The sequence below is a fragment of the Effusibacillus pohliae DSM 22757 genome, from assembly GCF_000376225.1.
Classification (GTDB): domain Bacteria; phylum Bacillota; class Bacilli; order Tumebacillales; family Effusibacillaceae; genus Effusibacillus; species Effusibacillus pohliae.
In genome coordinates this window covers 25,134-51,107 of sequence record NZ_AQXL01000112.1, presented here as the reverse complement: position 1 = coordinate 51,107, position 25,974 = coordinate 25,134, and the positions used below count along the sequence as shown (strand labels likewise).

Genomic DNA, 25,974 nt, shown 5'->3' with positions numbered 1-25,974 from the left:
GTTTGAATTTCATTCCACGCAAACAGTTTCAGTTGTGGTATAATAGCCATAGCAGGCGACCCTCCAGAAAATAAAATTGTGGCTTCGTCAACTACAATTTTACCACGGATGAACTCGCCTGTTTACTATTTTTAACCACATCAAGAGGCTGGGGTGGAATTTCGGAACCCGGCCTATTTTTGTGTCTGAAAGGGTACGTTTTCCGCTGATTTTTGGGGGAAAGATTATTTTCGCTTATTTCTCAGCCCTTGTCCCGTTTGGCTTCCCGGACATCGCAAAAAGCTCCTTACAATTTATGCGTTGGATAATGCACTTCCAGCAGCGCCAGTCCGTGCGCAGGGGCCGTGACTCCCGCCCGTTTGCGGTCGCGGGCCTGCAGGATGTCAGGAATCTGCTGCGGATCGATGCGGCCTCTCCCGACATCGACCAAAGTGCCTGCCATGATACGCACCATGTTCCAGAGAAATCCCGATCCTTGCACGGTGATCCTCAGCAAATTCCCCTGTTCCTCGACCGCCACCTGGTCCACACGTCTCACTTTATCCTCAATCGGTGCGGCTGCATTGCAGAAACTGGTAAAATCGTGCTCCCCGGTTAAATGGCCGGCCGCTTGCCGCATTCGCTCCAGGTCCAATTTATAAGGAACGTGCCAGGCATAGCGCCGGCAAAAAACATCCGGAACGGCGCCGCGATCGATCTGGTAACGATACACTTTGCCGCTCGCATCATACCGGGAATGAAACGATTCGGGCACTTCCTGCGCATCCCGCACCACCACGTCAGGCGGCAGATTGGCGTTCATCGCCAGCGGCCATTTTTCCACAGGAATCCGGGACGACGTGAGAAAATTGACGGTTTGCCCCCAGGCATGCACCCCCGCATCGGTCCGCCCAGAGCCGATCACCTGCACCGGTTCGCCGGTAAGCTTGCGGATCGCCTGCTCCAGTTCTCCCTGTACCGTGCGCAGATGCGGTTGGGCCTGAAAACCGTGAAAATCGGTCCCATCATACGCCACCGTCAATTTGATGTTCCTCACGCGGCGCTCACCTTCACTTTGCCATTTGCTTTCGGGCTCCCCCGAAGTACTCGAAATATTCTGCAAAGCTGCACGTTACTTCGGCGGAATGGATTTGGGTTCCCACGAAAGTATTCGGAATGTTCTTCGCAGCTTCACTTCACTTTCGTGGGATAAATTTTCGAGGTTTGCCCGCAGGAGCAAACCCCGTTGTGCTTTACGACCCCCCACGCGAAAAAAGGGCAATGACCCCAGTCATCCCCTTTTCCCGCTTACTTCACCAGTTCAACGATTGCCATCGGCGCTCCGTCGCCGCGGCGAGGACCGATTTTCAGGATCCGCGTGTAGCCGCCTTGCCGTTCCGCGAAACGGGGAGCGATCTCGGCAAACAGTTTTTGCACCGCGTCCTGGCCGGTTTCCGCGTTTGCCGTTTCCGGGCGGACAAACGCAGCCACTTGCCGGCGCGCATGCAGGTCGCCGCGCTTGGCGAGAGAGATCATTTTTTCGGCGATCGAGCGAATTTCTTTCGCTTTCGCTTCCGTCGTTTCGATCCGCTCGTAGATGAACAGGTCGGTCACAAGATCACGGAACAACGCCTTCCGTGCTCCCGTGCGACGATTCAGCTTGCGGTATGCCACTTCAATCCCCTCCTTCGAATCAGGATGATTCGTCCCGCGTTGGCCGCAGGGATGCGGTCGTTCTTAGCGGGCTTCCTCTGCTAATGGTTCATCCCGCGTTCGACGCCGTGCAGCCGACGGTTCCCAGCGGGGTGAACCTTTCTTGCTGTCTCAGTCTTCCTGCCGGAGAGACAGGCCGAGTTCTGCCAGCTTTTCCTGCACTTCCTCAAGCGACTTGCGACCGAGATTCCGCACTTTCATCATCTCTTCCTCGGTCTTCGAGCATAACTCCTGAACGGTGTTGATGCCCGCCCGCTTCAGGCAGTTGTAGGAACGGACGGAAAGATCCAGTTCCTCGATCGTCATCTCGAGCACCTTTTCTTTCTTGTCGTCTTCCTTCTCGACCATAATCTCCGTATCTTTCACTTTATCCGTGAGTCCCACAAACAGCATCAAATGTTCAGTCAGAATTTTGGCAGCCAGGCTGACCGCCTCATCCGGACGAATGCTCCCGTCGGTCCACAGCTCAAGCGTCAGTTTGTCGTAGTTGGTTACTTGTCCGACGCGGGTATTTTCGACGCTGTAATTCACTCGCGAGATCGGAGTGAAAATCGAATCAACCGGAATCACGCCAATTTCCATATCCTCACGCTTGTTGCGATCGGCAGGAACATATCCACGGCCACGGTTTGCCTTGATTTCCATGTAAAACTTCGCCCCGTCAGCCAACGTGGCAATATGCAGATCGGGGTTTAACACTTCCACGTCGGAATCTGCCTGAATGTCGGCAGCCGTTACCACCTTCGGCCCTTCTGCTTCGATTACCAGCGTTTTTTCTTCGTCGGAATGAATCTTTAACGAAAGCCGTTTGATATTGAGGATGATCTCGGTTGTATCTTCGACCACTCCCGGAATCGTCGAGAATTCATGGAGCACCCCTTCAATTTTTACCGAAGTGGCCGCCGCTCCGGGCAAAGACGACAGCAGAATCCGGCGGAGCGAATTCCCGAGCGTCGTGCCATACCCGCGCTCCAGCGGTTCCACCACAAACTTTCCATAAGTGCCTTCGGGGTTAATTTCAACCGCCTCAATTTTCGGCTTTTCAATTTCGATCATGCAGGAACCTCCTTCTCGACAACTGATGCAAGCTGGTACGACGAGCCCGGCACATGCTCATACTGGTCAGAACAGGTAGCGATTAACGCGAGTACAATTCAACGATCATCTGTTCCGCCACAGGGGTGTCGATCTCTTCACGCCCCGGCAGCCGAACGATCCGCCCAGACTTCGCATTCAGATCGCGCTCCAGCCAGCCGACCACCGTTTTGCCCTCAGCCGCTTCCAGGAGTTCCTTGATGCGGGGGGACTCCCAGCTCTTCTCGTTGATGGCGATCACATCGCCGACGTTCGTCAGGTAGGACGGAATGTCGACGCGCTTGCCGTTTACGTTGATATGACCATGCCGCACCAGTTGGCGGGCTTCCGCTCGGGAAGAAGCGAATCCAAGGCGGTACACCACATTGTCAAGACGGCTTTCCAACAGCTGCAGCAAGGTTTCCCCCGTGATCCCCTTGCGGCGGGCAGCTTCCTCATAGTACTTGTGGAATTGCTTTTCCAGTACGCCGTACACCCGGCGCGCTTTTTGCTTTTCACGAAGTTGCAGTCCGTATTCGGACACTTTTTTGCGGCCTTGTCCGTGCTGCCCGGGAGCATACGGACGGCGGTCGATGGCACATTTATCGCTGTAGCAGCGCTCACCTTTCAGATACAGTTTTACGCCTTCACGCCGGCACAGCCGACAGACGGCACCCGTGTATCTTGCCATTCTAGTGTTGACACCTCCTGTTGAGTTTATACTCTTTCACGTATAAAGCGGATCCAATCCGTATATGCTAAAAGTTTCGTTACACGCGACGACGCTTGGGCGGACGGCATCCGTTGTGCGGAATCGGGGTAACGTCCCGGATCATCGCGACTTCCAGACCTGCCGCTTGCAGCGAACGAATCGCCGCTTCCCGACCGGCGCCAGGTCCTTTCACGTAGACTTCGACCGTTTTCATGCCATGCTCCATCGCTGCCTGCGCAGCCGCTTCCGCCGCCATTTGCGCAGCGAACGGAGTCGATTTGCGAGACCCTTTAAAACCGAGTGCGCCCGCGCTTGCCCAGGAGATCGCATTGCCGGCAGGGTCGGTAATGGTCACGATCGTGTTATTGAACGTGGACTTGATGTGCGCAATGCCGGATTCAACATTTTTCCGGTCGCGACGTTTGGTGCGGGTCGCCGTTTTGCCGCGTCCTTTTACCGCTTTTGCCATGCTTTACTTACCCCCCTTTTTACTTCTTCTTGCCGGCAACTGTCCGGCGCGGACCCTTACGGGTACGAGCATTCGTTTTCGTGCGCTGGCCGCGAACCGGCAGACCTTTCCGATGGCGGATGCCACGGTACGATCCGATTTCGATCAGCCGCTTGATGTTCAGCGCGATTTCACGGCGCAGATCTCCTTCCACCGTGTAGTTCTTATCTATCACATCGCGCAGTTTGCTGATTTCTTCTTCCGTCAGATCACGTACCCGAGTATCCGGATTAATTCCGGTGTCAGCCAGAATTTTATTCGCTGTGGAACGACCGATCCCGAAAATATAGGTGAGGCCGATTTCCACCCGCTTGTCACGTGGCAAGTCAACACCTGCAATACGTGCCATGTGTCTGTTACACCTCCTAAAACAATCTCAAACTAAAATTATATACCAATCTGCACATGTATTTCAAACAACTTGGAGGAGAATAGAATCCCCGCACACCGAACGGGGACAGCCGCTCTATCTCTCCGCGCTGACCCAAAACCGACGATCTTCGTTATCCCTGTTTTTGCTTGTGCTTTGGATTTTCGCAGATGACCATGACCGCCCCTTTGCGGCGGATGATCTTGCATTTCTCGCAAATCGGCTTGACTGACGGCCGAACTTTCATCGCGCTGATCCCTCCTTCTCAGCAAGTCGTTACTTAAACCGATAGGTGATGCGGCCACGGGTCAAATCGTATGGCGACAATTCCACCGTGACCCGGTCTCCCGGCAAAATCCGGATATAATTCATACGAATTTTTCCAGAGACGTGGGCAAGAACTTTATGGCCATTCTCCAATTCAACCCGAAACATCGCGTTTGGCAAAGGCTCTATGACAGTACCTTCGACTTCAATCACATCATCTTTCGCCATCTGTGAACTCCCCCTTTGACCTGACATGCTCCGGATGCAGTTGACTTGCAAACCGATTGAGGCAGTATCGCAATTTTGAGTTGGTAACGCGACCTGACTGCTGGATGCTGGTGTAAACCTCCATTGCAAATTCGCCGGTGAAACGGATGTGCTGGATGTTCTTTTTCTTCGGCTGGTCGAACTTCCGCTTGCTTCCGTCCGCCAGCAGCACAAACCGTTCGCTGAGAATGCCGACGACGATTGCGTATTGACCTGTCTCTCTCCCTTTCGTGACTTCCACGATTTGACCGATTAACGGTTCAGGCAACGGTTGGGTCATCACTATTCACCTTTACAGACGGGTCAGAATCTCAGGTCCGTTTTCCGTAATCGCGACAGTGTGCTCAAAATGGGCGGCCAGCGATCCGTCAGCGGTCACCACCGTCCAGTTGTCCGCCAAAGTTTTGCAGTGGTAAGCGCCGACATTCACCATCGGCTCAATCGCAAGCGTCATTCCGACCTTCAAGCGCGGTCCCCGATTGGGAGGCCCATAGTTCGGAATCTGCGGATCCTCATGCATTTGCCTGCCGATCCCATGTCCCACATAATCGCGAACCACGGAAAATCCGGCAGCTTCCACATGTTTTTGGACTGCGTGACCGATATCAGACAGCCGATTTCCTTCGCGGGCCTGTTCAATTCCCTTAAACAGCGCCTCTTCCGTCACCCGCAGCAGGCGAGCCGCCTCGTCTGATATGTTGCCAACCGGATATGTCCAGGCGGAGTCTCCATGAAATCCCTGGTAGTACGCTCCGATGTCGATCGAGATGATGTCTCCCTCGCGCAACACCCGCGGCCCCGGTATTCCATGGACCAATTCCTCATTGACAGATGCACAAATGGAAGCCGGATAACCGTGATACCCTTTAAACGAAGGGGTCGCACCGTGTTTGCGGATCAGTTCCTCCGCAATCTCATCCAGCTCTCGGGTTGTGATTCCGGGCCGAATGGCTTTGGCCAGTTCTTCGTGTGTGAGCGCAACGATTCGCCCGGCCTCGCGCATGATCGCCAGTTCGGTTTTTGACTTGCAGATGATCATTCGACACCTCGAAGGATGTTTGATATCTGGGCAAACACTTCATCAATTTCAGCTTCTCCGTTGACGGAACGGAGCAGACCTCGCGTTTCGTAAAACCGCAACAGCGGTTCCTGCTGCCGAATGTTGACATCCAGTCTCGTTGCGACCGTCTCGACCGAATCGTCTGCACGCTGATACAGTTCGCCGCCGCACTTGTCACATTTTCCTTCCTCTTTCGGAGGATTAAAAATCACGTGATAAGTGGCCCCGCAGGAACGGCAGATGCGGCGGCCCGTCAGCCGCTCCAGCAACGTTTCGCGCTTGACCTCGAGGTGAATCACGACATCGATCTTGCGCCCCATCTCATCCAGCGCTGTTTCCAAAGCTTCGGCTTGGGGAACAGTGCGAGGAAACCCGTCAAGCAGAAAGCCTTTTTTCGTATCCGAACGGCTCAACCGCTCTCGCACGATGCCGATCGTCACTTCATCGGGCACCAGTTGCCCCCTGTCAACATATTCCTTCGCCTTCAATCCAAGCGGAGTTCCTTCCGCCATCGCGGCACGGAACATGTCGCCTGTTGAGATGTGCGGAATGCCAAACTCCTCTACGATTCTTTCTGCTTGAGTCCCTTTGCCTGCGCCAGGCAAGCCCATAAAGATGACTTGCATGTTCCCCGCCTCCCTCAAAAAACCTTCTCTTTTTTGTTTGTTTAACGAATGAACCCTTTGTAGTGACGCTGCAACAGCTGACTTTCCAGTTGCTTCATTGTTTCCAGCGCCACGCTTACCACGATTAACAGCGACGTGCCGCCAAAGTACAGATTCAAGGTCGTAACGTTCGAGAACAGGTACGGGAGCACCGACACAGCCGCCAGGAACAGCGCACCAGCCAACGTAATCCGGTTCATCACGCGGGTGATGAACTGTTCGGTCGGTTTACCAGGACGCACACCGGGAATGTATCCCGAGTTCTTTCGCATCTGGTCTGCCAGTTGTTGCGGATTGATTTGCACAGCCGTATAGAAATACGTGAACCCGATGATCAACAGCACTTCGAGTAAGACATACATCCAGGATCTCGGGCCGAGGTTCGCCACAATCCAGTTCGCCCACGGCTTCGGTTGAAACCAGCTGGCGACCGTCGACGGAAAAATCAACAGCGACGTTGCGAAAATCACCGGAATCACGCCAGCCGCGTTGACTTTCAACGGAATGTGGGTCGTCTGCCCGCCATACATTCTCGGTCCCACCATGCGCTTTGCGTACTGGACAGGGATCCGGCGAACGCCCTGTTGCACATAGATAACGCCGACGATCACAATCAGAATCCCCACCAGCAGCAGCGCCACGTATACCAGGTTGAGGAACAGCCTTTCCGGATGCGTGTAAAACCAAGCGTTGTAGATCTGGTTGATACCCGGCGCGACCCGTGCAATAATCCCGGCGAAAATGATCAGCGAAATGCCGTTGCCAATCCCCTTTTCCGTGATCTGTTCACCGAGCCACATCAAAAATGCGGTGCCTGCCGTCAGCGTGATGGCGATCATAGCGATCGTCGCAAATCCTTTGTCAATGATCAATCCCGGGATCATCCGGTCAAATGACAGCGCAAATCCGACCGCTTGAATCAAGCCGAGGACGACCGTCAAGTAGCGGGTCACCTGGGCCAGCTTGCGGCGGCCGTGCTCCCCTTCTTTCGACCATTCCGCAAACTTCGGAATCACGTCCATCGCCAGCAGTTGGACGATGATCGAGGCGGTGATGTACGGTGTGATCGACATCGCAAAGATCGAAAAGTTTTGCAGCGCACCACCGGAAAATGTGTTCAGGATACCCAAAAACGCGTTTTGCGTTGGGTCGAACAGTCGGGCGTTGACATTCGGAACCGGAATGTAAGAACCGATCCGAAAAACGGCCAGCATGGCCAGCGTGAACAACACACGCCGGCGCAAATCAGGCACTTTAAAAATATTTCGCAGGGTGGAGAACATTTAGATCACCTCGGCCTTACCGCCAGCAGCTTCAATCTTCTCAATGGCCGAAGCGGAGAATCCTTGAGCTTGCACGGTAAGAGCAACTTCGATGTCCCCTTGCCCCAAGATTTTAACGCCATCCTTGATTTTCTTGATGATCTTGGCTTCCAGCAACTTCTCCGGAGTTACCACCGTTCCCGGTTCAAACACGTTCAGTTTGGATACGTTGACTTCCACCAGTTCCTTCTTGAACGGAGCGTTCGTGAAGCCGCGTTTCGGCAGACGACGGTACAACGGAGTTTGACCGCCCTCAAAGCCGGGGCGCACGCCGCCGCCCGAACGCGCCTTCTGGCCTTTGTGACCGCGGCCCGCCGTCTTGCCAAGGCCGGAACCGATCCCGCGGCCTACGCGTTTGCGGGTCTTTCTCGCACCGGGAGCCGAACTCAGTTCATGCAGTTTCATACGTACACCTCCTTGTGCTTGCGCAACGTTTATTCCGTGATTTCTTTCACTTCAACGAGGTGGCTGACCTTGTTCACCATACCTCTGATTGCCGGATTGTCAGGTTGCACAACAGTTTGGTGAAGCTTGCGCAGACCGAGCGTCCTGACGGTGACACGCTGATCCTCCGGACGACCGATCACACTGCGTTTGAGGGTAATCGCCAATTTTTTCGACACGGTATTCCCCTCCTTAACCTAAAAGCTCTTCGACAGTCTTGCCGCGAAGTTTCGCCACTTCTTCCGGGCGCTTCAGCCGTTTCAGACCGTCCAGCGTCGCATGCACCATGTTCAGCGCATTGGACGAACCGAGCGATTTCGTTACGATGTCTTTCACGCCAGCCAGTTCCAGAACGGCGCGCGCCGGACCGCCGGCGATCACTCCGGTACCTTCCGAAGCCGGCTTGATCAACACTTTGCCCGCTCCAAAATGGCCGATCACTTCATGCGGAACGGTGGTTCCAACGATCGGAACCGAAATCAGGTTCTTCTTCGCGTCTTCAATTCCCTTGCGGATCGCATCCGGCACTTCCGCCGCTTTGCCAAGACCGGCACCGACGTGTCCGTTGCCGTCGCCGACGATCACGAGCGCCGAAAAGCTGAACCGGCGACCGCCTTTTACCACTTTCGCTACGCGGTTGATGGCGACCACTTTTTCCGAAAGTTCCAGTTGATTCGGATCAATACGCATGTAGTTTCCCTCCTTCGTGCTTAGAATTCAAGACCCGCTTCGCGCGCAGCATCCGCCAATGCTTGAACCCGTCCATGATAGAGATAGCCGCCGCGGTCGAACACGACCGTTTTGTATCCTTTTTCAAGCGCACGTTTGGCCACCAATTCGCCGACTTTCTGAGCCGCTTGGATATTGCCGCCATTCTCGATCTGATCCCGCAGTTCCTTGTCAACAGTCGATGCGGACACCAAGGTGACGCCTTTTGTATCATCGATCAATTGCGCGTAAATGTGTTGATTGGAACGGAACACGTTGAGACGCGGACGTTCCGGCGTGCCGAACACCTTCTTCCGTACGCGGACGTGACGGCGCTTGCGCGCAATGTTTTTGTCAGGTTTGCTGATCATTCCGTTTCACTCCCTTCAAGCCGCGAGACGATTATTTCTTACCGGTCTTGCCGACTTTACGGCGGATGATTTCGTTCTCGTATTTAATCCCTTTACCTTTGTACGGCTCCGGTTCACGCAGCGAACGAATCTTGGCCGCGAACGTTCCCACTTGCTCCTTGTTGATGCCTTTGATCACCAGCTTGTTGGTGCCTTGCACCTCGATGTCGATTCCCTCTTCCGGAACGATTTCCACCGGATGGGAGAAACCGAGGGACAGGGTCACCTTGTTGTCCGCCTTCGCCGCACGGTAGCCGACGCCGACCAGTTCGAGGGTTTTTTGAAACCCGTTGGTGACGCCTTCGACCATGTTGTTGACAACGGAGCGGGTTGTACCGTGCAGGCTGCGATGCAGCTTTTCGTCAGACGGACGCTCGATCACGATCTGATTGTCTTCGATTTTGACAATCATATCTTTATGCAGTTCGCGGGAGAGCGTCCCTTTCGGTCCCTTGACGGTGATGACGCCGTTGTCATATTTCACTTCGACGCCGCTCGGAATGGCGATCGGTTTCTTTCCAATACGAGACATTCGTTACACCTCCGATCTCGACGAGATTACCAAACGTAGCAAATCACTTCGCCGCCGACGCGAGCACGGCGGGCTTCCTTATCGGTCATCACGCCTTTCGACGTGGACAAAATCGCAATCCCCAATCCGCCCAGGACGCGCGGAATCTGTTCGCGTTTTGCGTAGACGCGCAATCCCGGCTTCGAAATCCGCTTCAGTCCGGTAATCACGCGCTCATTGTTGGCACCGTACTTCAAAAACAGACGGATAACCCCTTGCTTGTTATCCGGAATAAACTCCGCATCCCGAATGAATCCTTCACGCTTGAGAATTTCCGCAATCTGCCGTTTCAGATTCGATGCGGGCACTTCCACTTTTTCGTGACCGACCATGTTCGCGTTGCGGATTCGGGTCAGCATATCTGCAATCGGATCAGTCATCACCATTGAGACTACCTCCTTCCTGTCGCTCCTGATTACCAGCTTGCCTTTTTCACGCCAGGCAATTGGCCCTTGTATGCAAGTTCGCGGAAGCAAATCCGGCACATGCCAAATTTCCGCAAGACGGAATGCGGACGTCCGCAGAGCCGGCAGCGCGTATACGCGCGTACGCGAAACTTGGGTTTCCGTTGGGCCTTGGCGATCATGGACTTTTTAGCCATTGATTGTTACCTCCCATTGTTTGAAGCGCTGCTTCAAATGATTGAGCCCTGCCCATTACGACTGACTGAACGGCATACCAAGCTGTGCGAGCAACTCGCGAGCTTCCTCGTCCGTTTTCGCTGTCGTCACGAATACGACGTCCATTCCGCGCACTTTGTCGATTTTATCATAGTCGATTTCCGGGAAGATTAACTGTTCCTTCAAGCCGAGCGTATAGTTGCCGCGGCCGTCGAACGCTTTCGGCGACACACCGCGGAAGTCACGTACGCGCGGAAGCGCCACGTTGAACAGCTTATCCATGAAGTGGTACATGCGTTCACCGCGCAGCGTCACTTTGACGCCGATCGGCATGCCTTCGCGCAGTTTAAAACCGGCGATCGATTTCTTCGCGCGGGTGATAACCGGTTTTTGACCGGTGATTTGCTGAATATCCTCAACGGTTGCATCCAAGGCTTTCGGGTTTTGGATTGCTTCGCCGAGACCCACGTTCACCACGATCTTTTCCACCTTGGGAACCTGCATCACGTTCTTGTAGTTAAATTTCTGCATCAGAGCAGGAATCACTTCGTTTTTAAACCGTTCTTGCAAACGTGCCACGTTTGGAACCTCCTTTCTTCACCTGGTTACTTGTCGAGCACTTCACCAGATTTTTTCGCATACCGTACTTTGCTGCCGTCTTTCAGGATCTTCTTGCCGATGCGGGTCGGTTCGCCCGTCTTCGGATCGAGCACCATCACATTCGAAGCATGAATCGGAGCTTCCCGCTCGATGATGCCACCTTGCGGATACGCCGCATTCGGGCGGGTGTGACGTTTGATGATGTTGACGCCTTCCACCAGCACGCGGCCTTCCGACGGGTACGCTTCCAGAATCTTTCCTTTCTTGCCTTTATCCTTGCCTGCGATCACTATTACCTGATCGCCTTTTTTCACATGCAGCTTCGGTTTGGACATCCAGCACACCTCCTCGGATGTGAATCATCTGTGGCCTTTACAGAACTTCCGGTGCCAGGGAGATGATTTTCATGAAGTCTTTCTCACGCAGTTCGCGGGCAACCGGACCGAAAATACGGGTTCCGCGCGGGCTTTTGTCTTCCTTGATAATCACGGCCGCATTTTCGTCAAACCGAATGTACGATCCGTCTTCCCGGCGAACTCCGCGCTTTGAACGAACGATGACCGCCTTGACGACGTCACCCTTCTTGACAACGCCACCGGGTGTTGCGCTCTTGACAGAAGCGACGATGATGTCGCCGATGTTGGCAGAGCGACGGTTGGAACCACCCAGTACGCGGAAACACATGATCTCTTTCGCACCAGAGTTATCAGCCACAACAAGCCGTGTTTGCGGTTGAATCATGGAAGAACCTCCTTCCGATTACAGGATAACAGCTTTTTCCACCACTTCAACCAGACGCCAGCGCTTGTCTTTGGACAAGGGGCGGGTTTCCATGATTTTGACGATGTCACCGATCTTGGCGGTGTTGTTTTCATCATGCGCCTTGAATTTTTTTGTCACTTTGATCGTCTTACCGTACAGCGGGTGCTTTTTCGCCTGCTCCACCGCCACGACGATCGTTTTGTCCATCTTGTCGGAGACGACTTTGCCGATCCGTACTTTCCGGTAATTACGCTCTACGCTCATCGCGATCCTCCTTCCGTCAGCGGATTAGCCGATCCCGAGTTCCCGTTCTCTCAGGATGGTTTTAGCGCGGGCAATGTCTTTGCGAACCTCGCGAATCCGCATCGGATTCTCCAGTTGACCCGTTGCCAGTTGGAAACGCAGATTGAAAAGTTCTTCTTTCAACGCGTTGATCTTGTGCTGGATTTCAGCGGTGGACATTTCACGAAAATCTTTAGCTTTCATCTGCCTCACCACCCACTTCTTCGCGTTTTACAAACTTGCACTTGATCGGCAGTTTGTGCATGGCCAGGCGCATCGCTTCACGGGCCACTTCCTCGCTGACGCCCGCCAGTTCGAACAAAATCCGCCCGGGCTTGACCACAGCCACCCATTTTTCCGGCGAGCCTTTCCCCGCACCCATCCGGGTTTCCGCAGGCTTCTGCGTGATCGGGGTGGACGGGAAAATCTTGATCCACACTTTACCGCCCCGGCGAATGTAACGGGTCATCGCAATCCGGGCCGCTTCAATCTGGCGGTTGGTGATCCACGCCGGTTCGAGGGCTTGCAAACCGTATTCGCCAAAGGTTACCTCGTTGCCCGCCTTGGATTTACCGGTGAGGTTTCTCGGACGGTGGGTTTTCCGGTGTTTTGTGCGCTTTGGCATCAACATGGCTTATTTACCCCCTTCTTCGACAGCCGCTTTGTTGCCGCCTTTGGCCGGAAGGATCTGGCCGCGGTAGATCCACACTTTCACGCCGATCCTCCCGTACGTGGTGTGCGCTTCCGCAGTCGCATAGTCGATATCGGCGCGCAACGTATGCAGCGGCACCGTGCCTTCCGAATATCCTTCGGTACGGGCAATTTCCGCACCCGCGAGACGGCCGGACACTTGCACTTTGATCCCTTTCGCGCCCGCGCGCATCGTGCGCTGGATCGCTTGCTTCATCGCTCGGCGGAAAGCCACGCGGCGTTCCAGTTGCTGCGCGATGCTGTCTGCCACGAGCTGGGCGTTCAACTCCGGCACCTTGATTTCCGTGATGTTGATATGCACCCGTTTGCCGGTCATCTTGCTCAGCAGGTTGCGGAGCGCATCGACTTCCGCACCGCCTTTCCCGATCACCATGCCCGGCTTCGCGGTGTGAATGTTCACGTTTACACGGTTTGCAGCCCGCTCAATTTCCACAGATGCCACAGAAGCATCTTTCAAACGGTTAAAAATGGTGTCGCGAATCTTGATGTCTTCGTGCAGGAGTTCCGTGTAGTCCTTTTTGTTGGCAAACCACTTGGACTCCCAATCGCGAATGATGCCGATTCGCAAACCTACAGGGTTGACCTTTTGTCCCATCCGTTATCCCTCCTTACTTTTCGCTGACCACCACAGTAATGTGACTGGTACGCTTGTGAATCCGAGAAGCACGTCCTTGCGCGCGCGGACGGTACCGCTTCAGGGTCGGTCCTTGATCCACATAGATCTTGCTGATGACCAAGTTGTCAACATCCATGTTGTAATTGTGATCCGCGTTGGCAATCGCCGACTTCAGCAGCTTTTCCACCACCGGCGACGCAGCTTTCGGCGTATGCTTGAGAATCGCGATCGCTTCCCCGACTTTCTTGCCGCGGATCAGATCCACCACCAAACGAACTTTGCGCGGCGCAATGCGAACATAACGCGCTACTGCTTTGGCTTCCATCATGAGACCTCCTCTCTGTCCGGAAATCAATTACCGGCGAGACGCTTTTTCGTCACCTGCGTGACCTTTGAACGTACGGGTCGGCGCGAACTCACCCAGTTTGTGCCCCACCATATCTTCCGTCACATACACCGGAACGTGTTTGCGGCCGTCATACACAGCGAACGTATGGCCGACGAATTCCGGAAAAATCGTCGAACGCCGCGACCAGGTCTTGATCACTTTCTTTTCGCCGGAAGCATTCAGCGCTTCGACTTTTTTCATCAGATGCTCATCGACAAACGGTCCTTTTTTCAGCGAACGCCCCATGTAGGTACCTCCCTTCAGACCAGCTTACTTTTTACGAGGACGAACAATGTATTTGTTTGACGGTTTGTTCTTCTTGCGCGTCTTCTTGCCCAAGGTCGGCTTGCCCCAAGGCGATACCGGCGATTTGCGTCCGATCGGCGCTTTCCCTTCACCACCGCCGTGCGGGTGATCGTTCGGGTTCATGACAACCCCGCGGACGGTCGGCCGTCTGCCCAGCCAGCGGGCGCGTCCCGCTTTTCCGATATTGACGTTTTCGTGGTCGAGGTTGCCGACTTGCCCGATCGTAGCACGGCACTCGGCACGGATCAAGCGAACTTCGCCGGAAGCCAGACGAACGTGGCAGTATGCTCCTTCTTTCGCCAGCAACTGCGCTTCCGCACCAGCCGCGCGCGCCAACTGGCCGCCTTTGCCGGGTTTCAGTTCGATGTTGTGTATGACGGTACCGACCGGGATATTGCCGAGCGGCAACGCGTTCCCCACCTTGATGTCCACATCGGGCCCGGAGTAAATCGTATCGCCGACTTTCAATCCGAGCGGTGCCAGAATATACCGCTTTTCACCGTCCGCATAGTGGATCAGCGCGATGTTCGCGGAGCGGTTCGGATCGTATTCAATCGTTGCTACGCGTCCCGGAATCCCGTCCTTGTTGCGCTTGAAATCGATCACCCGATACAAACGCTTGTGGCCGCCGCCGTGATGGCGAGTCGTGATTTTCCCCTGGTTGTTGCGACCCGCATGCTTCTTCAGCGGCTCAAGGAGAGATTTCTCGGGTTTGTCGGTTGTAATCTCTTCGAACGTCAGGACAGACATGCCGCGACGTCCGGGAGACGTGGGTTTGTATTTTTTGATTCCCACTTGAGTACCCTCCTTTGCTTTCTACTTCTTCCGCACCTTTGCTGTTTTCAATGGACTCCCGCCCAACACGTCCCTTCGGCAGGGGTTTTATGCGCCTTCAAACAGCGAAATCGGCTTCGAATCTTCCGTCAGCGTGACAATCGCTTTTTTCCATTCGGAAGTTTTGCCGACAAAACGTCCAACGCGCTTTTGTTTGGCCGGAACCCGCATCGTGTTGACCTTCGCGACTTTTACACCGAAAATGTCTTCGATCGCCTTTTTGATTTCCGTCTTGTTGGCTTTCAGGTCGACTTCGAATGTGTACTTGTTCGCTTCCATCAGTTCCGTGGAGCGCTCGGTAATGACAGGGCGCTTGATGATATCACGTGGATTTTTCATTACGCGAACACCTCCTCCACTTTTGCAACCGCGTCTTTGGTGATGACCAAAGAATCGTGGTTCAGCAGGTCATACACGTTGATGCCGGTTGCGGTCACGAACTTCACGCCGGGAATGTTGCGAGCCGACAGTTGTGCGTTGACATTGTTGCCCATGTCAACGAGCAGCGCCTTTTTCGCTGCTTTCACGTTTTCCAGTACACGGATCATTTCTTTCGTTTTCGGCACGTCAAAATTCAACGAATCGAGCACGATGATCGAATTGTCCTTGACTTTCGTCGAGAGAGCCGATTTCAGAGCCAGACGGCGCACTTTTTTCGGCAATTTATACGCATAGGAACGCGGAGTCGGACCGAACACGACACCGCCGCCGACCCATTGCGGAGCGCGAATCGAACCATGACGAGCGCGACCGGTACCTTTTTGCCGCCACGGCTTGCGACCGCCGCCGCGTACTTCCGACCGGTTCTTCACGTCGTGCGTACCCCGGCGCATGCTTGCCAGCTGCATCACGACCGCCTCGTGCAGAACATGCTTGTTCGGTTCGATTCCGAAGATGGAGTCCGCCAGCTCAATCTCTCCCACTTGCTTACCTTCCATATTCAAAACAGGAACTTTCGGCATGAATGTTTCCCCCTTTCCTCGCAAAGTTATTTCACGGACTTGACAGCCGTCTTAACGGTTACGAACGAATTTTTCGGGCCCGGAACCGAACCTTTCACCAACAGCAAATTCCGCTCCGGATCCACTTTCACAACTTCCAGGTTTTGCACGGTCACGCGCTCGCCACCCATCCGGCCCGGCAGCGTTTGTCCCTTGAACACGCGGTTCGGAGCGATCGAACCGAGCGAACCAGGTCCGCGATGGTAACGGGAACCGTGTGCCATCGGACCGCGGGCTTGGTTGTGCCGCTTAATCGCACCGGCGAAACCTTTTCCCTTCGAGATTCCGACCACGTCGACCAATTCACCGGCGGAAAATACGTCCGCTTTCACCACTTGCCCCACTTCGTACTGGGCCAGATCGACACCGCGGAGTTCGCGCACGTACCGTTTCGGGGTTGTGCCCGCCTTCGCAGCATGGCCGGACTCCGGTTTGTTCGCCCGTTTTTTATCAGCAAAGCCGAGTTGTACGGCCTCATACCCATCGTTTTGCAAATCTTTTTTCTGCAGTACCACGCACGGGCCCGCTTCGATGACAGTCACTGGTACAACCTTTCCGTCTTCGGTAAACACTTGCGTCATGCCCAGCTTGCGTCCCAAAATGCCTTTCATACAAACACCTCCCAAGATTCGAATCATTCTCCCCAAAGGCGAAGGGACAGAGGATTCGTAGTACCGTCAAATCAACTCGACCGGGTGTGTCCCGACCTCTTCTTACAGTTTGATTTCAATGTCGACACCCGACGGCAAGTCCAAACGCATCAGTGCATCGACCGTTTGCGGCGTCGGATTGACGATGTCGATCAACCGCTTGTGTGTCCGCATCTCGAACTGCTCGCGCGAGTCCTTATATTTGTGCGGCGCACGCAAGATCGTAATCACCTGCTTCTCCGTCGGAAGCGGGATCGGACCAGACACGGAAGCACCCGAACGCTTGGCTGTGTCGACAATTTTCTCAGCGGAAGCGTCCAGTACTTTGTGATCGAACGCTTTCAGGCGGATGCGGATTTTTTGCTTTGCCATATGAATTCCCTCCTTTATCGCCCAATGTGTGGACATACTCCGCGAAAATTTCCCTGATTGGCCCCGCATATGGCAACAAATGACGGTGCATCAGCAACCTTTCGCCTCATCGCAGTCTAAGACCAACAATACGAAATTATACAAAAAAGTAGAGATAAACACAATGCTTTTCTCCGAAAAAAAATACATAACACCAAAAAGATTTTAGACCGGCGAGCGGATAAACCGCCTTTCGGCAATCAGCATGAAAAAACCGGGCCTTTCGACCCGGTTGTATTTTTGTTACTGAATGATCGACACGACCACGCCCGCACCAACGGTACGTCCACCTTCGCGGATCGCGAAACGGGTACCTTCTTCGAGAGCGATCGGAGCAATCAGTTCGACTTCCATCGTCACGTTGTCGCCAGGCATCACCATCTCGGTTCCTGCCGGCAGATGCACAACGCCGGTAACGTCGGTCGTGCGAACATAGAATTGCGGACGGTAACCGTTGAAGAACGGGGTATGGCGGCCGCCTTCTTCTTTGGTCAGGACGTACACTTCCGCTTTAAACTTGGTGTGCGGCTTGATCGAACCCGGCTTCACCAACACTTGTCCGCGCTCCACATCTTTCCGGTCGATACCGCGGAGCAGCGCACCGATGTTGTCACCCGCTTGCGCTTGGTCGAGCAGCTTGCGGAACATTTCGATACCGGTTGCAACCGTTTTGCGCGGTTCTTCCGCCAGACCGACGATTTCCACTTCGTCGCCTACTTTCAGAACGCCCCGCTCGACACGACCAGTAGCAACCGTACCACGACCGGTGATCGTGAACACGTCTTCCACAGGCATCAGGAAGGGCTTGTCGGTTTCACGAGCCGGTTCCGGGATGTAGGTGTCCACAGCTTCCATCAGTTCATCGATTTTCTTCGCCCATTCGCCGTTCGGATCTTCCAGAGCTTTCAAGGCGGAACCGCGGATCACCGGAACATCGTCGCCCGGGAATTCGTACTCGGACAGCAGGTCGCGAATTTCCATTTCCACCAGGTCGAGCAGTTCCTCATCATCCACCATGTCGCACTTGTTCATGAACACGACGATGTAAGGAACGCCCACCTGACGGGACAACAGGATGTGCTCGCGGGTTTGCGGCATCGGACCGTCAGCAGCCGACACAACGAGAATCGCACCGTCCATCTGAGCGGCACCCGTGATCATGTTTTTCACGTAGTCAGCGTGGCCCGGGCAGTCGACGTGCGCATAGTGACGGTTTTCCGTCTCGTATTCCACGTGTGCGGTGTTAATGGTAATCCCGCGCTCGCGCTCTTCCGGAGCTTTATCGATTTGATCATAAGCCATCGCTTGCGCTTTACCGCGTTGAGCCAACACGGTGGTGATGGCAGCAGTCAGAGTCGTTTTGCCATGGTCGACGTGACCGATGGTGCCGATGTTAACGTGCGGCTTGGTGCGTTCAAATTTTGCTTTTGCCATGTTTGTTCACTCCTCACTCTTTTACTTGTGGGTGATTACCCTTTGTTTTTCGCGATGATCTCTTGTGCGATGTTCTTCGGAACCTCTTCGTAGGAATGGAATACCATCGAATAGGTCCCGCGTCCTTGCGTGCGCGAACGCAGCGAGGTCGCATAACCGAACATCTCGGCGAGCGGCACGTAGCCCCGGATGATCTGTCCACCCGGAATGGCTTCCATACCCTCGATTCGTCCGCGACGGGAGTTGATGTCACCCATGATGTCACCCATGTACTCTTCCGGCACGGTGACTTCCACCTTCATGATCGGTTCAAGGAGTACCGGATCGGCTTTCAGCGCACCCGCTTTCAACGCCATGGAACCGGCGATCTTGAACGCCATTTCCGAGGAGTCGACATCGTGGTACGAGCCGTCCACCAGGGCAACTTTTATATCGATCAACGGGTAACCCGCCAGGACGCCATTTTCCATCGCTTCTTGCACACCTTCGTCCACAGCCGGGATGTATTCCTTCGGAACCACACCGCCGACAATCTTGTTTTCGAAGATGTAGCCTTGACCGCGCTCAAGCGGTTCAATTTCAAGCCACACATGTCCGTATTGGCCCTTACCGCCGGACTGACGGACAAATTTCCCTTCGACCCTGGTCCGGCCTTTGATCGTTTCTTTGTATGCCACTTGCGGTTTGCCCACATTGGCTTCCACTTTGAATTCCCGCTGCAGCCGGTCAACGATAATTTCCAGATGCAACTCGCCCATACCGGAGATGATCGTTTGGCCCGTTTCCTGGTCGGTATGCGTCCGGAATGTCGGGTCCTCTTCCGCCAGTTTCGCCAGGGCGAGACCCATTTTGTCCTGGTCCGCCTTCGTTTTCGGCTCGATCGCGACCGAAATCACGGGATCCGGGAATTCCATCGATTCAAGAATCACAACGTTCTTCTCATCGCACAGCGTATCCCCGGTGGTCGTGTCTTTCAAGCCGACAGCGGCCGCAATATCCCCCGCGTAAACGGTGGAAATCTCTTCGCGGTGGTTGGCGTGCATCTGCAGGATACGCCCGATCCGCTCACGCTTGTTCTTCGTCGAGTTCAACACATAGGAACCGGAATTCAACACACCGGAATAGACACGGAAGAACGCCAGTTTTCCTACGTATGGGTCCGACATGATTTTGAAGGCAAGCGCAGCGAACGGCTCGTCGTCGCTCGATTTGCGGGTGGTCTCCGTGCCATCTGCCGTAACGCCCTTGATATCCGGAACGTCGACCGGCGAAGGCAGGTAATCCACCACCGCGTCCAGCATCGGCTGAACCCCTTTGTTTTTATAGGAAGATCCGCAAAGCACCGGGACGATTTGGCCGCTGATGGTCCCTTTGCGAAGCGCCGCCTTGATCTCATCGACCGTCAGCTCTTCGCCTTCCAGGTACTTCATCATCAGTTCCTCGTCGATTTCGGCAACCGCCTCGACCAGCTTGGTGCGGTATTCTTCCGCCTGATCTTTCATCTCATCCGGAATCTCACGCGCTTCGGATACTTTCCCGAGGTCGTCGGTGTAAATGATCGCTTTCATTTCGACAAGGTCGACCATCCCGACGAACGTATCCTCCGCCCCGATCGGCAACTGAATGGGAACCGCATTCTTCTTCAGGCGGTCGCGCATCTGTTGAACAGCCCGATAAAAATCGGCCCCGATAATGTCCATCTTGTTGACGTACGCGATCCGCGGAACGCCGTACTTGTCCGCTTGCCGCCAGACCGTTTCGGATTGCGGCTCCACCCCGCCCTTCGCACAGAATACGCCGACGGCACCATCAAGCACGCGCAGCGACCGTTCCACCTCGACGGTGAAGTCCACGTGCCCAGGCGTGTCGATAATGTTGATGCGATGACCTTTCCACTGACAGGTGGTAGCGGCGGACGTGATCGTGATTCCGCGCTCCTGCTCCTGCACCATCCAGTCCATCGTCGCGGCGCCTTCGTGCACTTCGCCGATCTTGTGCACCCGGCCGGTGTAGAACAGGATCCGCTCCGTCGTGGTGGTTTTCCCCGCGTCAATGTGAGCCATGATCCCGATGTTCCGCGTTTTTTCTAACGGAAACGCACGAGCCATTCATTTGCCTCCTTTCTTGCGCTGTAAGTAGCAAAGCTGAGTATGCAGAGGGCCTGGCCGGCCCATTTTATCCTACCAGCGGTAATGCGCAAACGCTTTGTTCGCCTCCGCCATTTTGTGGGTGTCTTCGCGCTTTTTGACAGCGCCCCCGGTGTTGTTGGCCGCATCGAGAATTTCGTTCGCCAGCTTTTCTTGCATGGTTTTTTCTCCACGCTGGCGGGCGTAGTTGACCAACCAACGAATTCCGAGCGTAGTCCGGCGTTCCGGACGAACCTCCACCGGCACCTGGTAGTTGGCACCACCGACGCGGCGGGCTTTCACTTCCAGCACCGGCATCACGTTTTTCAACGCCGTTTCGAACACTTCAACCGGATCTTTGCCGGCTTTCTCGCGAACCTTCTCGAACGCACCGTACACAATTCGCTCCGCCAGGCCTTTCTTCCCGTCTTTCATGACCTTGTTGATCAAACGGGCAACCATCTCATGGTTGTATACCGGATCCGGCGTGATCTCGCGGCGAGGTACAGGTCCTTTACGCGGCATTCATTCCCCCTCCTTTCCAACCGATTTTCCAATCAAAATCAGGATTTCGCTTTCGGACGCTTCGCGCCGTACTTGGATCGACCTTGCATCCTGTCCTTAACGCCGGCGGTGTCCAGCGCACCACGAACGATATGATAACGAACCCCCGGAAGATCTTTCACACGGCCGCCGCGAACAAGCACCACCGAGTGCTCTTGCAAGTTGTGTCCGATACCCGGAATGTATGCCGTCACTTCGATCCCGTTGCTCAAGCGGACACGCGCATACTTCCGCAGCGCAGAGTTCGGTTTTTTCGGCGTCATCGTACCCACACGCGTGCATACGCCACGCTTTTGCGGCGACGATTGGTTGGTTTGCACCTTCTCGAAGCTGTTGTAGCCTTTTTGCAGCGCCGGGGCAGTCGATTTTTTCTCCACCGCCTTGCGGCCTTTTCGAACCAACTGGTTAATTGTCGGCATCCATCTACACCCCCTTCCACACATTTCAAGCCCACAGAGCCTGGCGGTTCATCAACAAGGAAATAAAGAACAGCCGAATCGAAACGGTCGCGAGTTGCCGCTTTCCGATTTCAACTGTTACTCTTGCAGGATCGCCGCCACCGCGGCGCCTACTTCTATTCCACAGACCTTACCGAGTTGTTTCATCGAGTCGACCCAGAAAAACGGAGTGTTTTTCGTTTCGCACAACCGGACAATCCGATCAACGATCTTTTTGTCGGCGTCTTTCGCAACAAACACTTCTTTCGCAACAGATTGCTCCAGGGCCTTAGTTGTCTGATTCGTGCCAACCGCAACCTGTTTGGCACTGCGAATCCGTTCATACGGCAACCGACAACCCCTCCTCGAACAAAATGCGCTAAGGACTGTGAGCACACTCAATCATTGTATCAGCGTCAGGTTTTGATGTCAACAAATTGGATTCATACCCATACGAAATTTATGATTTGCTGATTAAAAGTGAGCCCGGCGGGACGGATGATCCCGCCGAGTACGAGCCGGTTCACTCCGCCACGGTTTCTACTTCCCGCTCGGCAGCCGCTTCTTCCTTCACCTCGGGATTGTCTGGCGCCGGCGCATCCTCTTCCAGTTTGATGTTGCGGTAACGAGACATGCCGGTACCGGCCGGTACCAACTTGCCGATAATCACGTTTTCCTTGAGTCCGAGCAAGCGGTCGACCTTGCCCTTGATCGCCGCTTCCGTCAGAACCCGGGTCGTCTCCTGGAAGGAAGCGGCCGACAGGAACGAATCCGTTTCCAGGGACGCCTTCGTGATCCCGAGCAGCGCAGGCCGGCCGACAGCCGGTTCACGGCCGTCCAGAAGCGCCCGCAGGTTGGCCGCTTCAAATTCATGAATATCCACATAGGTGCCGGGCAACAGTTCCGTATCACCGTTGTCGACGATCCGCACTTTGCGGAGCATCTGCCGCACCATCACTTCGATGTGTTTGTCGTTGATGTCCACACCCTGCAACCGGTACACGCGTTGCACTTCCCGCAGCAGGTAGTTCTGCACGCCGCGCAGGCCTTTCACCTTCAACATGTCTTTCGGGTCGACGGAGCCTTCTGTCAGTTCGTCGCCCGCTTCCACTTTCTGGCCAACGCTGACCCGAATCCGGGAACCGTACGGAACCGGATACACCTTCGTTTCCGTTTCACTGGTGATCTCAATCTCCCGCTTGTCTTTGACTTCCCGGATGTCGGTCACTTCACCGTCCATTTCGGTGATGATCGCTTGCCCCTTCGGATTGCGCGCCTCAAACAGTTCCTGGATCCGCGGCAAACCTTGCGTGATATCGTCGCCGGCCACGCCGCCGGTGTGGAACGTCCGCATCGTCAGCTGGGTACCCGGTTCACCGATCGACTGGGCGGCGATGATGCCAACCGCTTCCCCGATTTCCACCATTTTGCCGGTCGCCAGGTTGCGGCCGTAGCATTTGATACAGACCCCATGCTGAGTGCGACAGGACAGCACGGACCGGATGCGCACGCGCTCAATTCCCGCATCGACGATTGCGCGGGCCATCTCTTCCGTGATCAGCTCATTTTTCCGGACGATGATTTCGCCAGTCTGCGGATGTTTCACCGTCTCAAACGCCACGCGGCCGTTGATGCGGTCAAACAGGTCTTCGATCACTTCCTTGCCGTCGCGGATTTCGTCGACGATGATCCCCTTGTCGGTGCCGCAATCGACTTCCCGCACGATTACATCTTGCGCCACGTCGACCAGACGGCGGGTCAGATACCCGGAATCGGCTGTCCGTAGCGCCGTGTCGGCCAAACCTTTGCGGGCGCCGTGAGTGGAGATAAAGTATTCCAACACGGTCAACCCTTCCCGGAAGTTCGACTTGATCGGCAGCTCGATGATCCGCCCCGATGGGTTCGCCATCAATCCCCGCATACCGGCCAGTTGCGTGATCTGCGACACGTTACCGCGGGCCCCTGAGTTGGCCATCATGTAGATCGGGTTGTAGCGGTCGAGCGATTTCATCAGCACCTCGGTGATCTGGTCTTTCGCCTTGCTCCAGATCGAAATCACCCGGTCATACCGCTCATCGTCGGTGATCAGACCGCGGCGGTACTGGTTGGTGACCGTTTGCACCTTTTTCTCTGCTTCCGCCAGAATTTCTTTCTTTTCTTCCGGCACCGTGATATCGGCGACCGAAATGGTGATGCCCGCCTTGGTCGAATACGAGAAGCCAAGCGCCTTGATCTTGTCGAGGATTTCCGCCGTTTGCGTGGTGCCGTACCGGTTGAACACCTCGGAGATGATCGTTCCCAGGAAGCCCTTGACCACGGCATTCTGCAGCGGCAATTCCTGCACCCGTTTTTTCAGATCGATGCCTTTGTCGAGGATGAAGAACTCCTCCGGCACTCCCTTCAGCAGGTTCTTCTTGTCGCCGACGTTGATGTAAGGAAAATCGCTCGGGAAGATCTCGTTAAAGATGATCTTGCCGACGGTCGTGATCAGCAGTCCCTTTTCCTGTTCCGGCGAGAAATTGGTCTTGCCGAGCGCCTTGACAGGGATGCAAATCCGCGTGTGCAGCGCGATTTGCCCCATCTGGTAGGCCAGGATCGCTTCATGCGCGGTCGCGAAAATGCGGCCTTCGCCGGGGTTGCCCAATTTTTCCATCGTCAGGTAATAAGAGCCCAATACCATGTCCTGCGTCGGCGTGACGACCGGTTTGCCGTCTTTCGGGTTCAGGATGTTGTGAGCCGCCAGCATCAGCAAGCGGGCTTCCGCTTGCGCCTCGGCCGACAGCGGCACGTGCACCGCCATTTGGTCGCCGTCAAAATCGGCGTTGTACGCCGTGCACACCAACGGGTGCAATTTGATGGCGCGCCCCTCGACGAGCACCGGCTCAAACGCCTGAATCCCCAACCGGTGCAGGGTCGGAGCACGGTTCAACAGAACCGGGTGCTCGCGGATCACTTCTTCCAGCACGTCCCACACTTCCGGCGAAACCCGTTCCACCTTCCGCTTCGCCGATTTAATGTTGTGGGCGAGACCTTTCGCCACCAATTCCTTCATAACGAACGGTTTGAACAGTTCAAGCGCCATTTCCTTCGGCAGACCGCACTGGTACATGCGCAGATGCGGGCCGACGACGATCACGGAACGGCCCGAATAGTCCACCCGTTTTCCGAGCAGGTTTTGCCGGAATCGTCCCTGCTTCCCTTTCAGCATATGGGACAGCGACTTCAGCGGCCGGTTGCCGGGGCCTGTCACCGGGCGGCCGCGGCGGCCGTTGTCGATCAGCGCGTCAACCGCTTCTTGCAGCATCCGCTTTTCGTTCTGGACGATGATGTCCGGCGCGCCCAGGTCGAGCAGGCGCTTCAACCGGTTGTTCCGGTTGATCACGCGGCGGTACAGGTCGTTCAGGTCGGAGGTGGCAAAGCGGCCGCCGTCCAATTGCACCATCGGCCGCAGTTCCGGCGGAATCACCGGCAATACATCGAGAATCATCCACTCCGGACGGTTGCCCGATGTGCGGAACGCTTCCAGCACCTCCAGCCGCTTGATGGCCCGGTTTCGCCGCTGCCCCTGCGCCGTTTTCAGCTCTTCTTTCAGCAACTCGACTTCTTTGTCGAGATCGATTTCCATCAGCAGCTTTTTGATCGCTTCCGCGCCCATGCCGGCCTGGAAGGCATAGCCGTATTTTTCCCGGTTGGCCCGGTATTCCTTCTCCGACAGAAGCTGTTTCTTCTCAAGCGGCGTATCGCCGGGATCGGTTACCACGTAGGAGGCAAAATAGATCACTTCCTCCAGCGCTCGCGGCGACATGTCAAGAATTAACCCCATTCGGCTGGGGATCCCTTTAAAAAACCAGATGTGCGAGACGGGAGCCGCCAGCTCGATATGACCCATCCGCTCACGGCGCACCTTCGCCCGCGTCACTTCGACGCCGCAGCGGTCGCAGACGACCCCTTTGTAGCGAACCCGCTTGTATTTTCCGCAATGGCATTCCCAGTCACGGGTCGGTCCAAAGATTTTTTCGCAGAAGAGACCTTCTTTCTCCGGTTTCAACGTGCGGTAGTTGATCGTCTCGGGTTTTTTCACTTCTCCGTGCGACCAGGAGCGAATCTTCTCGGGAGATGCCAACCCGATTTTCATAAACTCGAAATTATTGACATCCAACAA

The 25,974-nt window shown here is 55.1% G+C and carries 39 protein-coding genes; all 39 read right to left on the bottom strand.

The features are described from left to right. Positions 1–286 precede the first annotated feature (286 nt). The gene (gene truA / locus C230_RS0106970; protein ID WP_018131311.1) at positions 287–1,036 is read right to left on the bottom strand and encodes a tRNA pseudouridine(38-40) synthase TruA; all 750 of its coding nucleotides are present in this window, start codon (positions 1,034–1,036) and stop codon (positions 287–289) included. Between the two features lie 251 nt (positions 1,037–1,287). Beyond that, complete coding sequence (rplQ, locus tag C230_RS0106965; protein WP_018131310.1) at positions 1,288–1,653, bottom strand: 50S ribosomal protein L17; 366 nt, start codon at positions 1,651–1,653, stop codon at positions 1,288–1,290. A 150-nt stretch (positions 1,654–1,803) separates the two neighbouring features. Continuing rightward, positions 1,804–2,748 (bottom strand): DNA-directed RNA polymerase subunit alpha, encoded by a 945-nt coding sequence (locus C230_RS0106960; protein ID WP_018131309.1) that lies wholly within the window; start codon positions 2,746–2,748, stop codon positions 1,804–1,806. Positions 2,749–2,830: 82 nt separating this feature from the next. Then, the gene (gene rpsD, locus C230_RS0106955) at positions 2,831–3,457 is read right to left on the bottom strand and encodes a 30S ribosomal protein S4 (protein ID WP_018131308.1); all 627 of its coding nucleotides are present in this window, start codon (positions 3,455–3,457) and stop codon (positions 2,831–2,833) included. Between the two features lie 79 nt (positions 3,458–3,536). Continuing rightward, positions 3,537–3,947 carry a 30S ribosomal protein S11 gene (gene rpsK, locus C230_RS0106950; protein ID WP_018131307.1) on the bottom strand — a complete coding sequence of 137 codons (411 nt, stop codon included), beginning with the start codon at positions 3,945–3,947 and terminating at the stop codon, positions 3,537–3,539. 19 nt (positions 3,948–3,966) lie between these two features. After that, positions 3,967–4,335, bottom strand: a complete 369-nt coding sequence (gene rpsM, locus C230_RS0106945) for a 30S ribosomal protein S13 (protein WP_018131306.1) — start codon at positions 4,333–4,335, stop codon at positions 3,967–3,969. Between the two features lie 154 nt (positions 4,336–4,489). Next, complete coding sequence (gene rpmJ / locus C230_RS0106940) at positions 4,490–4,603, bottom strand: 50S ribosomal protein L36 (RefSeq protein ID WP_018131305.1); 114 nt, start codon at positions 4,601–4,603, stop codon at positions 4,490–4,492. Between the two features lie 29 nt (positions 4,604–4,632). Continuing rightward, the gene (gene infA / locus C230_RS0106935) at positions 4,633–4,851 is read right to left on the bottom strand and encodes a translation initiation factor IF-1 (protein WP_018131304.1); all 219 of its coding nucleotides are present in this window, start codon (positions 4,849–4,851) and stop codon (positions 4,633–4,635) included. Beyond that, positions 4,838–5,170 carry a KOW domain-containing RNA-binding protein gene (locus C230_RS0106930; RefSeq protein ID WP_018131303.1) on the bottom strand — a complete coding sequence of 111 codons (333 nt, stop codon included), beginning with the start codon at positions 5,168–5,170 and terminating at the stop codon, positions 4,838–4,840. The genes infA and C230_RS0106930 overlap by 14 nt, the downstream gene beginning before the upstream one ends. A gap of 12 nt (positions 5,171–5,182) precedes the next feature. Next, positions 5,183–5,929, bottom strand: a complete 747-nt coding sequence (map, locus tag C230_RS0106925) for a type I methionyl aminopeptidase (protein ID WP_018131302.1) — start codon at positions 5,927–5,929, stop codon at positions 5,183–5,185. Continuing rightward, positions 5,926–6,576, bottom strand: coding sequence for an adenylate kinase (locus C230_RS0106920; RefSeq protein WP_018131301.1), 651 nt, complete (start codon positions 6,574–6,576; stop codon positions 5,926–5,928). Before C230_RS0106920 ends, map begins: the two co-directional genes overlap by 4 nt. Positions 6,577–6,617: 41 nt before the next feature. Beyond that, positions 6,618–7,898, bottom strand: a complete 1,281-nt coding sequence (secY, locus tag C230_RS0106915) for a preprotein translocase subunit SecY (protein WP_018131300.1) — start codon at positions 7,896–7,898, stop codon at positions 6,618–6,620. Further along, positions 7,899–8,342, bottom strand: coding sequence for a 50S ribosomal protein L15 (gene rplO / locus C230_RS0106910; RefSeq protein WP_018131299.1), 444 nt, complete (start codon positions 8,340–8,342; stop codon positions 7,899–7,901). It abuts the gene before it with no gap. Between the two features lie 29 nt (positions 8,343–8,371). Beyond that, on the bottom strand, positions 8,372–8,560 hold the full coding sequence (gene rpmD, locus C230_RS0106905; RefSeq protein ID WP_018131298.1) for a 50S ribosomal protein L30: 189 nt from the start codon (positions 8,558–8,560) through the stop codon (positions 8,372–8,374). Positions 8,561–8,573: 13 nt separating this feature from the next. Further along, positions 8,574–9,071, bottom strand: coding sequence for a 30S ribosomal protein S5 (gene rpsE, locus C230_RS0106900; RefSeq protein ID WP_018131297.1), 498 nt, complete (start codon positions 9,069–9,071; stop codon positions 8,574–8,576). Positions 9,072–9,091: 20 nt separating this feature from the next. After that, complete coding sequence (gene rplR / locus C230_RS0106895) at positions 9,092–9,460, bottom strand: 50S ribosomal protein L18 (protein WP_018131296.1); 369 nt, start codon at positions 9,458–9,460, stop codon at positions 9,092–9,094. A 31-nt stretch (positions 9,461–9,491) separates the two neighbouring features. Beyond that, positions 9,492–10,031 carry a 50S ribosomal protein L6 gene (gene rplF, locus C230_RS0106890; RefSeq protein WP_018131295.1) on the bottom strand — a complete coding sequence of 180 codons (540 nt, stop codon included), beginning with the start codon at positions 10,029–10,031 and terminating at the stop codon, positions 9,492–9,494. Positions 10,032–10,057: 26 nt separating this feature from the next. Then, the gene (rpsH, locus tag C230_RS0106885) at positions 10,058–10,456 is read right to left on the bottom strand and encodes a 30S ribosomal protein S8 (protein ID WP_018131294.1); all 399 of its coding nucleotides are present in this window, start codon (positions 10,454–10,456) and stop codon (positions 10,058–10,060) included. 29 nt (positions 10,457–10,485) lie between these two features. Beyond that, positions 10,486–10,671 carry a type Z 30S ribosomal protein S14 gene (locus tag C230_RS0106880; protein WP_018131293.1) on the bottom strand — a complete coding sequence of 62 codons (186 nt, stop codon included), beginning with the start codon at positions 10,669–10,671 and terminating at the stop codon, positions 10,486–10,488. Positions 10,672–10,726: 55 nt separating this feature from the next. Further along, the gene (gene rplE, locus C230_RS0106875) at positions 10,727–11,269 is read right to left on the bottom strand and encodes a 50S ribosomal protein L5 (protein WP_018131292.1); all 543 of its coding nucleotides are present in this window, start codon (positions 11,267–11,269) and stop codon (positions 10,727–10,729) included. A 26-nt stretch (positions 11,270–11,295) separates the two neighbouring features. After that, positions 11,296–11,610 (bottom strand): 50S ribosomal protein L24, encoded by a 315-nt coding sequence (gene rplX, locus C230_RS0106870; RefSeq protein WP_026174189.1) that lies wholly within the window; start codon positions 11,608–11,610, stop codon positions 11,296–11,298. A gap of 52 nt (positions 11,611–11,662) precedes the next feature. Next, positions 11,663–12,031, bottom strand: a complete 369-nt coding sequence (gene rplN / locus C230_RS0106865; RefSeq protein ID WP_018131290.1) for a 50S ribosomal protein L14 — start codon at positions 12,029–12,031, stop codon at positions 11,663–11,665. An 18-nt stretch (positions 12,032–12,049) separates the two neighbouring features. Then, positions 12,050–12,316 carry a 30S ribosomal protein S17 gene (gene rpsQ / locus C230_RS0106860; RefSeq protein ID WP_018131289.1) on the bottom strand — a complete coding sequence of 89 codons (267 nt, stop codon included), beginning with the start codon at positions 12,314–12,316 and terminating at the stop codon, positions 12,050–12,052. A gap of 24 nt (positions 12,317–12,340) precedes the next feature. Continuing rightward, positions 12,341–12,538 (bottom strand): 50S ribosomal protein L29, encoded by a 198-nt coding sequence (gene rpmC, locus C230_RS0106855; protein ID WP_018131288.1) that lies wholly within the window; start codon positions 12,536–12,538, stop codon positions 12,341–12,343. After that, positions 12,528–12,965, bottom strand: a complete 438-nt coding sequence (rplP, locus tag C230_RS0106850; RefSeq protein WP_018131287.1) for a 50S ribosomal protein L16 — start codon at positions 12,963–12,965, stop codon at positions 12,528–12,530. Before rplP ends, rpmC begins: the two co-directional genes overlap by 11 nt. A gap of 3 nt (positions 12,966–12,968) precedes the next feature. Next, positions 12,969–13,640, bottom strand: a complete 672-nt coding sequence (rpsC, locus tag C230_RS0106845) for a 30S ribosomal protein S3 (RefSeq protein WP_018131286.1) — start codon at positions 13,638–13,640, stop codon at positions 12,969–12,971. 13 nt (positions 13,641–13,653) lie between these two features. Continuing rightward, positions 13,654–13,986 (bottom strand): 50S ribosomal protein L22, encoded by a 333-nt coding sequence (rplV, locus tag C230_RS0106840; protein ID WP_018131285.1) that lies wholly within the window; start codon positions 13,984–13,986, stop codon positions 13,654–13,656. Positions 13,987–14,016: 30 nt separating this feature from the next. Continuing rightward, positions 14,017–14,295, bottom strand: coding sequence for a 30S ribosomal protein S19 (rpsS, locus tag C230_RS0106835; RefSeq protein WP_018131284.1), 279 nt, complete (start codon positions 14,293–14,295; stop codon positions 14,017–14,019). Between the two features lie 24 nt (positions 14,296–14,319). Continuing rightward, positions 14,320–15,150, bottom strand: coding sequence for a 50S ribosomal protein L2 (rplB, locus tag C230_RS0106830; RefSeq protein ID WP_018131283.1), 831 nt, complete (start codon positions 15,148–15,150; stop codon positions 14,320–14,322). Between the two features lie 87 nt (positions 15,151–15,237). After that, complete coding sequence (rplW, locus tag C230_RS0106825; protein WP_018131282.1) at positions 15,238–15,528, bottom strand: 50S ribosomal protein L23; 291 nt, start codon at positions 15,526–15,528, stop codon at positions 15,238–15,240. Then, the gene (rplD, locus tag C230_RS0106820) at positions 15,528–16,151 is read right to left on the bottom strand and encodes a 50S ribosomal protein L4 (protein ID WP_018131281.1); all 624 of its coding nucleotides are present in this window, start codon (positions 16,149–16,151) and stop codon (positions 15,528–15,530) included. The genes rplW and rplD overlap by 1 nt, the downstream gene beginning before the upstream one ends. A 26-nt stretch (positions 16,152–16,177) precedes the next feature. Further along, positions 16,178–16,801 (bottom strand): 50S ribosomal protein L3, encoded by a 624-nt coding sequence (gene rplC / locus C230_RS0106815; protein WP_018131280.1) that lies wholly within the window; start codon positions 16,799–16,801, stop codon positions 16,178–16,180. Between the two features lie 102 nt (positions 16,802–16,903). Then, positions 16,904–17,212: a 30S ribosomal protein S10 gene (rpsJ, locus tag C230_RS0106810; RefSeq protein WP_018131279.1), complete on the bottom strand. Its 309-nt coding sequence runs from the start codon at positions 17,210–17,212 to the stop codon at positions 16,904–16,906. Positions 17,213–17,494: 282 nt separating this feature from the next. Then, entirely contained in the window at positions 17,495–18,685 is a 1,191-nt protein-coding gene (tuf, locus tag C230_RS0106805) for an elongation factor Tu (protein WP_018131278.1), read from the bottom strand. 35 nt (positions 18,686–18,720) lie between these two features. Beyond that, positions 18,721–20,793 (bottom strand): elongation factor G, encoded by a 2,073-nt coding sequence (gene fusA / locus C230_RS0106800; RefSeq protein ID WP_018131277.1) that lies wholly within the window; start codon positions 20,791–20,793, stop codon positions 18,721–18,723. A 72-nt stretch (positions 20,794–20,865) separates the two neighbouring features. Beyond that, positions 20,866–21,336, bottom strand: a complete 471-nt coding sequence (gene rpsG / locus C230_RS0106795) for a 30S ribosomal protein S7 (RefSeq protein WP_018131276.1) — start codon at positions 21,334–21,336, stop codon at positions 20,866–20,868. Between the two features lie 38 nt (positions 21,337–21,374). Then, positions 21,375–21,794: a 30S ribosomal protein S12 gene (rpsL, locus tag C230_RS0106790; protein ID WP_018131275.1), complete on the bottom strand. Its 420-nt coding sequence runs from the start codon at positions 21,792–21,794 to the stop codon at positions 21,375–21,377. A 117-nt stretch (positions 21,795–21,911) separates the two neighbouring features. Beyond that, a complete protein-coding gene (locus C230_RS0106785; protein ID WP_018131274.1) occupies positions 21,912–22,163 on the bottom strand; it encodes a ribosomal L7Ae/L30e/S12e/Gadd45 family protein in 252 nt (83 codons plus the stop codon). Between the two features lie 172 nt (positions 22,164–22,335). After that, positions 22,336–25,974 carry a DNA-directed RNA polymerase subunit beta' gene (rpoC, locus tag C230_RS0106780; protein ID WP_018131273.1) on the bottom strand — a complete coding sequence of 1,213 codons (3,639 nt, stop codon included), beginning with the start codon at positions 25,972–25,974 and terminating at the stop codon, positions 22,336–22,338.

Bases quoted from the DNA above. Each gene is read 5' to 3' on its own strand.
- C230_RS0106960 (WP_018131309.1), bottom strand. From the start codon at position 2,748: ATGATCGAAATTGAAAAGCCGAAAATTGAGGCGGTTGAAATTAACCCC.
- rpsD (WP_018131308.1), bottom strand. From the start codon at position 3,457: ATGGCAAGATACACGGGTGCCGTCTGTCGGCTGTGCCGGCGTGAAGGC.
- rpsK (WP_018131307.1), bottom strand. From the start codon at position 3,947: ATGGCAAAAGCGGTAAAAGGACGCGGCAAAACGGCGACCCGCACCAAA.
- rpsM (WP_018131306.1), bottom strand. From the start codon at position 4,335: ATGGCACGTATTGCAGGTGTTGACTTGCCACGTGACAAGCGGGTGGAA.
- rpmJ (WP_018131305.1), bottom strand. From the start codon at position 4,603: ATGAAAGTTCGGCCGTCAGTCAAGCCGATTTGCGAGAAATGCAAGATC.
- infA (WP_018131304.1), bottom strand. From the start codon at position 4,851: ATGGCGAAAGATGATGTGATTGAAGTCGAAGGTACTGTCATAGAGCCT.
- C230_RS0106930 (WP_018131303.1), bottom strand. From the start codon at position 5,170: ATGACCCAACCGTTGCCTGAACCGTTAATCGGTCAAATCGTGGAAGTC.
- map (WP_018131302.1), bottom strand. From the start codon at position 5,929: ATGATCATCTGCAAGTCAAAAACCGAACTGGCGATCATGCGCGAGGCC.
- C230_RS0106920 (WP_018131301.1), bottom strand. From the start codon at position 6,576: ATGCAAGTCATCTTTATGGGCTTGCCTGGCGCAGGCAAAGGGACTCAA.
- secY (WP_018131300.1), bottom strand. From the start codon at position 7,898: ATGTTCTCCACCCTGCGAAATATTTTTAAAGTGCCTGATTTGCGCCGG.
- rplO (WP_018131299.1), bottom strand. From the start codon at position 8,342: ATGAAACTGCATGAACTGAGTTCGGCTCCCGGTGCGAGAAAGACCCGC.
- rpsE (WP_018131297.1), bottom strand. From the start codon at position 9,071: ATGCGTATTGATCCGAATCAACTGGAACTTTCGGAAAAAGTGGTCGCC.
- rplR (WP_018131296.1), bottom strand. From the start codon at position 9,460: ATGATCAGCAAACCTGACAAAAACATTGCGCGCAAGCGCCGTCACGTC.
- rplF (WP_018131295.1), bottom strand. From the start codon at position 10,031: ATGTCTCGTATTGGAAAGAAACCGATCGCCATTCCGAGCGGCGTCGAA.
- rpsH (WP_018131294.1), bottom strand. From the start codon at position 10,456: ATGGTGATGACTGATCCGATTGCAGATATGCTGACCCGAATCCGCAAC.
- C230_RS0106880 (WP_018131293.1), bottom strand. From the start codon at position 10,671: ATGGCTAAAAAGTCCATGATCGCCAAGGCCCAACGGAAACCCAAGTTT.
- rplN (WP_018131290.1), bottom strand. From the start codon at position 12,031: ATGATTCAACCGCAAACACGGCTTGTTGTGGCTGATAACTCTGGTGCG.
- rpsQ (WP_018131289.1), bottom strand. From the start codon at position 12,316: ATGAGCGTAGAGCGTAATTACCGGAAAGTACGGATCGGCAAAGTCGTC.
- rpmC (WP_018131288.1), bottom strand. From the start codon at position 12,538: ATGAAAGCTAAAGATTTTCGTGAAATGTCCACCGCTGAAATCCAGCAC.
- rplP (WP_018131287.1), bottom strand. From the start codon at position 12,965: ATGTTGATGCCAAAGCGCACAAAACACCGGAAAACCCACCGTCCGAGA.
- rpsC (WP_018131286.1), bottom strand. From the start codon at position 13,640: ATGGGACAAAAGGTCAACCCTGTAGGTTTGCGAATCGGCATCATTCGC.
- rplV (WP_018131285.1), bottom strand. From the start codon at position 13,986: ATGGAAGCCAAAGCAGTAGCGCGTTATGTTCGCATTGCGCCGCGCAAA.
- rpsS (WP_018131284.1), bottom strand. From the start codon at position 14,295: ATGGGGCGTTCGCTGAAAAAAGGACCGTTTGTCGATGAGCATCTGATG.
- rplW (WP_018131282.1), bottom strand. From the start codon at position 15,528: ATGAAAAATCCACGTGATATCATCAAGCGCCCTGTCATTACCGAGCGC.
- rplD (WP_018131281.1), bottom strand. From the start codon at position 16,151: ATGCCGAAAGTTCCTGTTTTGAATATGGAAGGTAAGCAAGTGGGAGAG.
- rplC (WP_018131280.1), bottom strand. From the start codon at position 16,801: ATGAAAGGCATTTTGGGACGCAAGCTGGGCATGACGCAAGTGTTTACC.
- rpsJ (WP_018131279.1), bottom strand. From the start codon at position 17,212: ATGGCAAAGCAAAAAATCCGCATCCGCCTGAAAGCGTTCGATCACAAA.
- tuf (WP_018131278.1), bottom strand. From the start codon at position 18,685: ATGGCAAAAGCAAAATTTGAACGCACCAAGCCGCACGTTAACATCGGC.
- fusA (WP_018131277.1), bottom strand. From the start codon at position 20,793: ATGGCTCGTGCGTTTCCGTTAGAAAAAACGCGGAACATCGGGATCATG.
- rpsG (WP_018131276.1), bottom strand. From the start codon at position 21,336: ATGCCGCGTAAAGGACCTGTACCTCGCCGCGAGATCACGCCGGATCCG.
- rpsL (WP_018131275.1), bottom strand. From the start codon at position 21,794: ATGCCGACAATTAACCAGTTGGTTCGAAAAGGCCGCAAGGCGGTGGAG.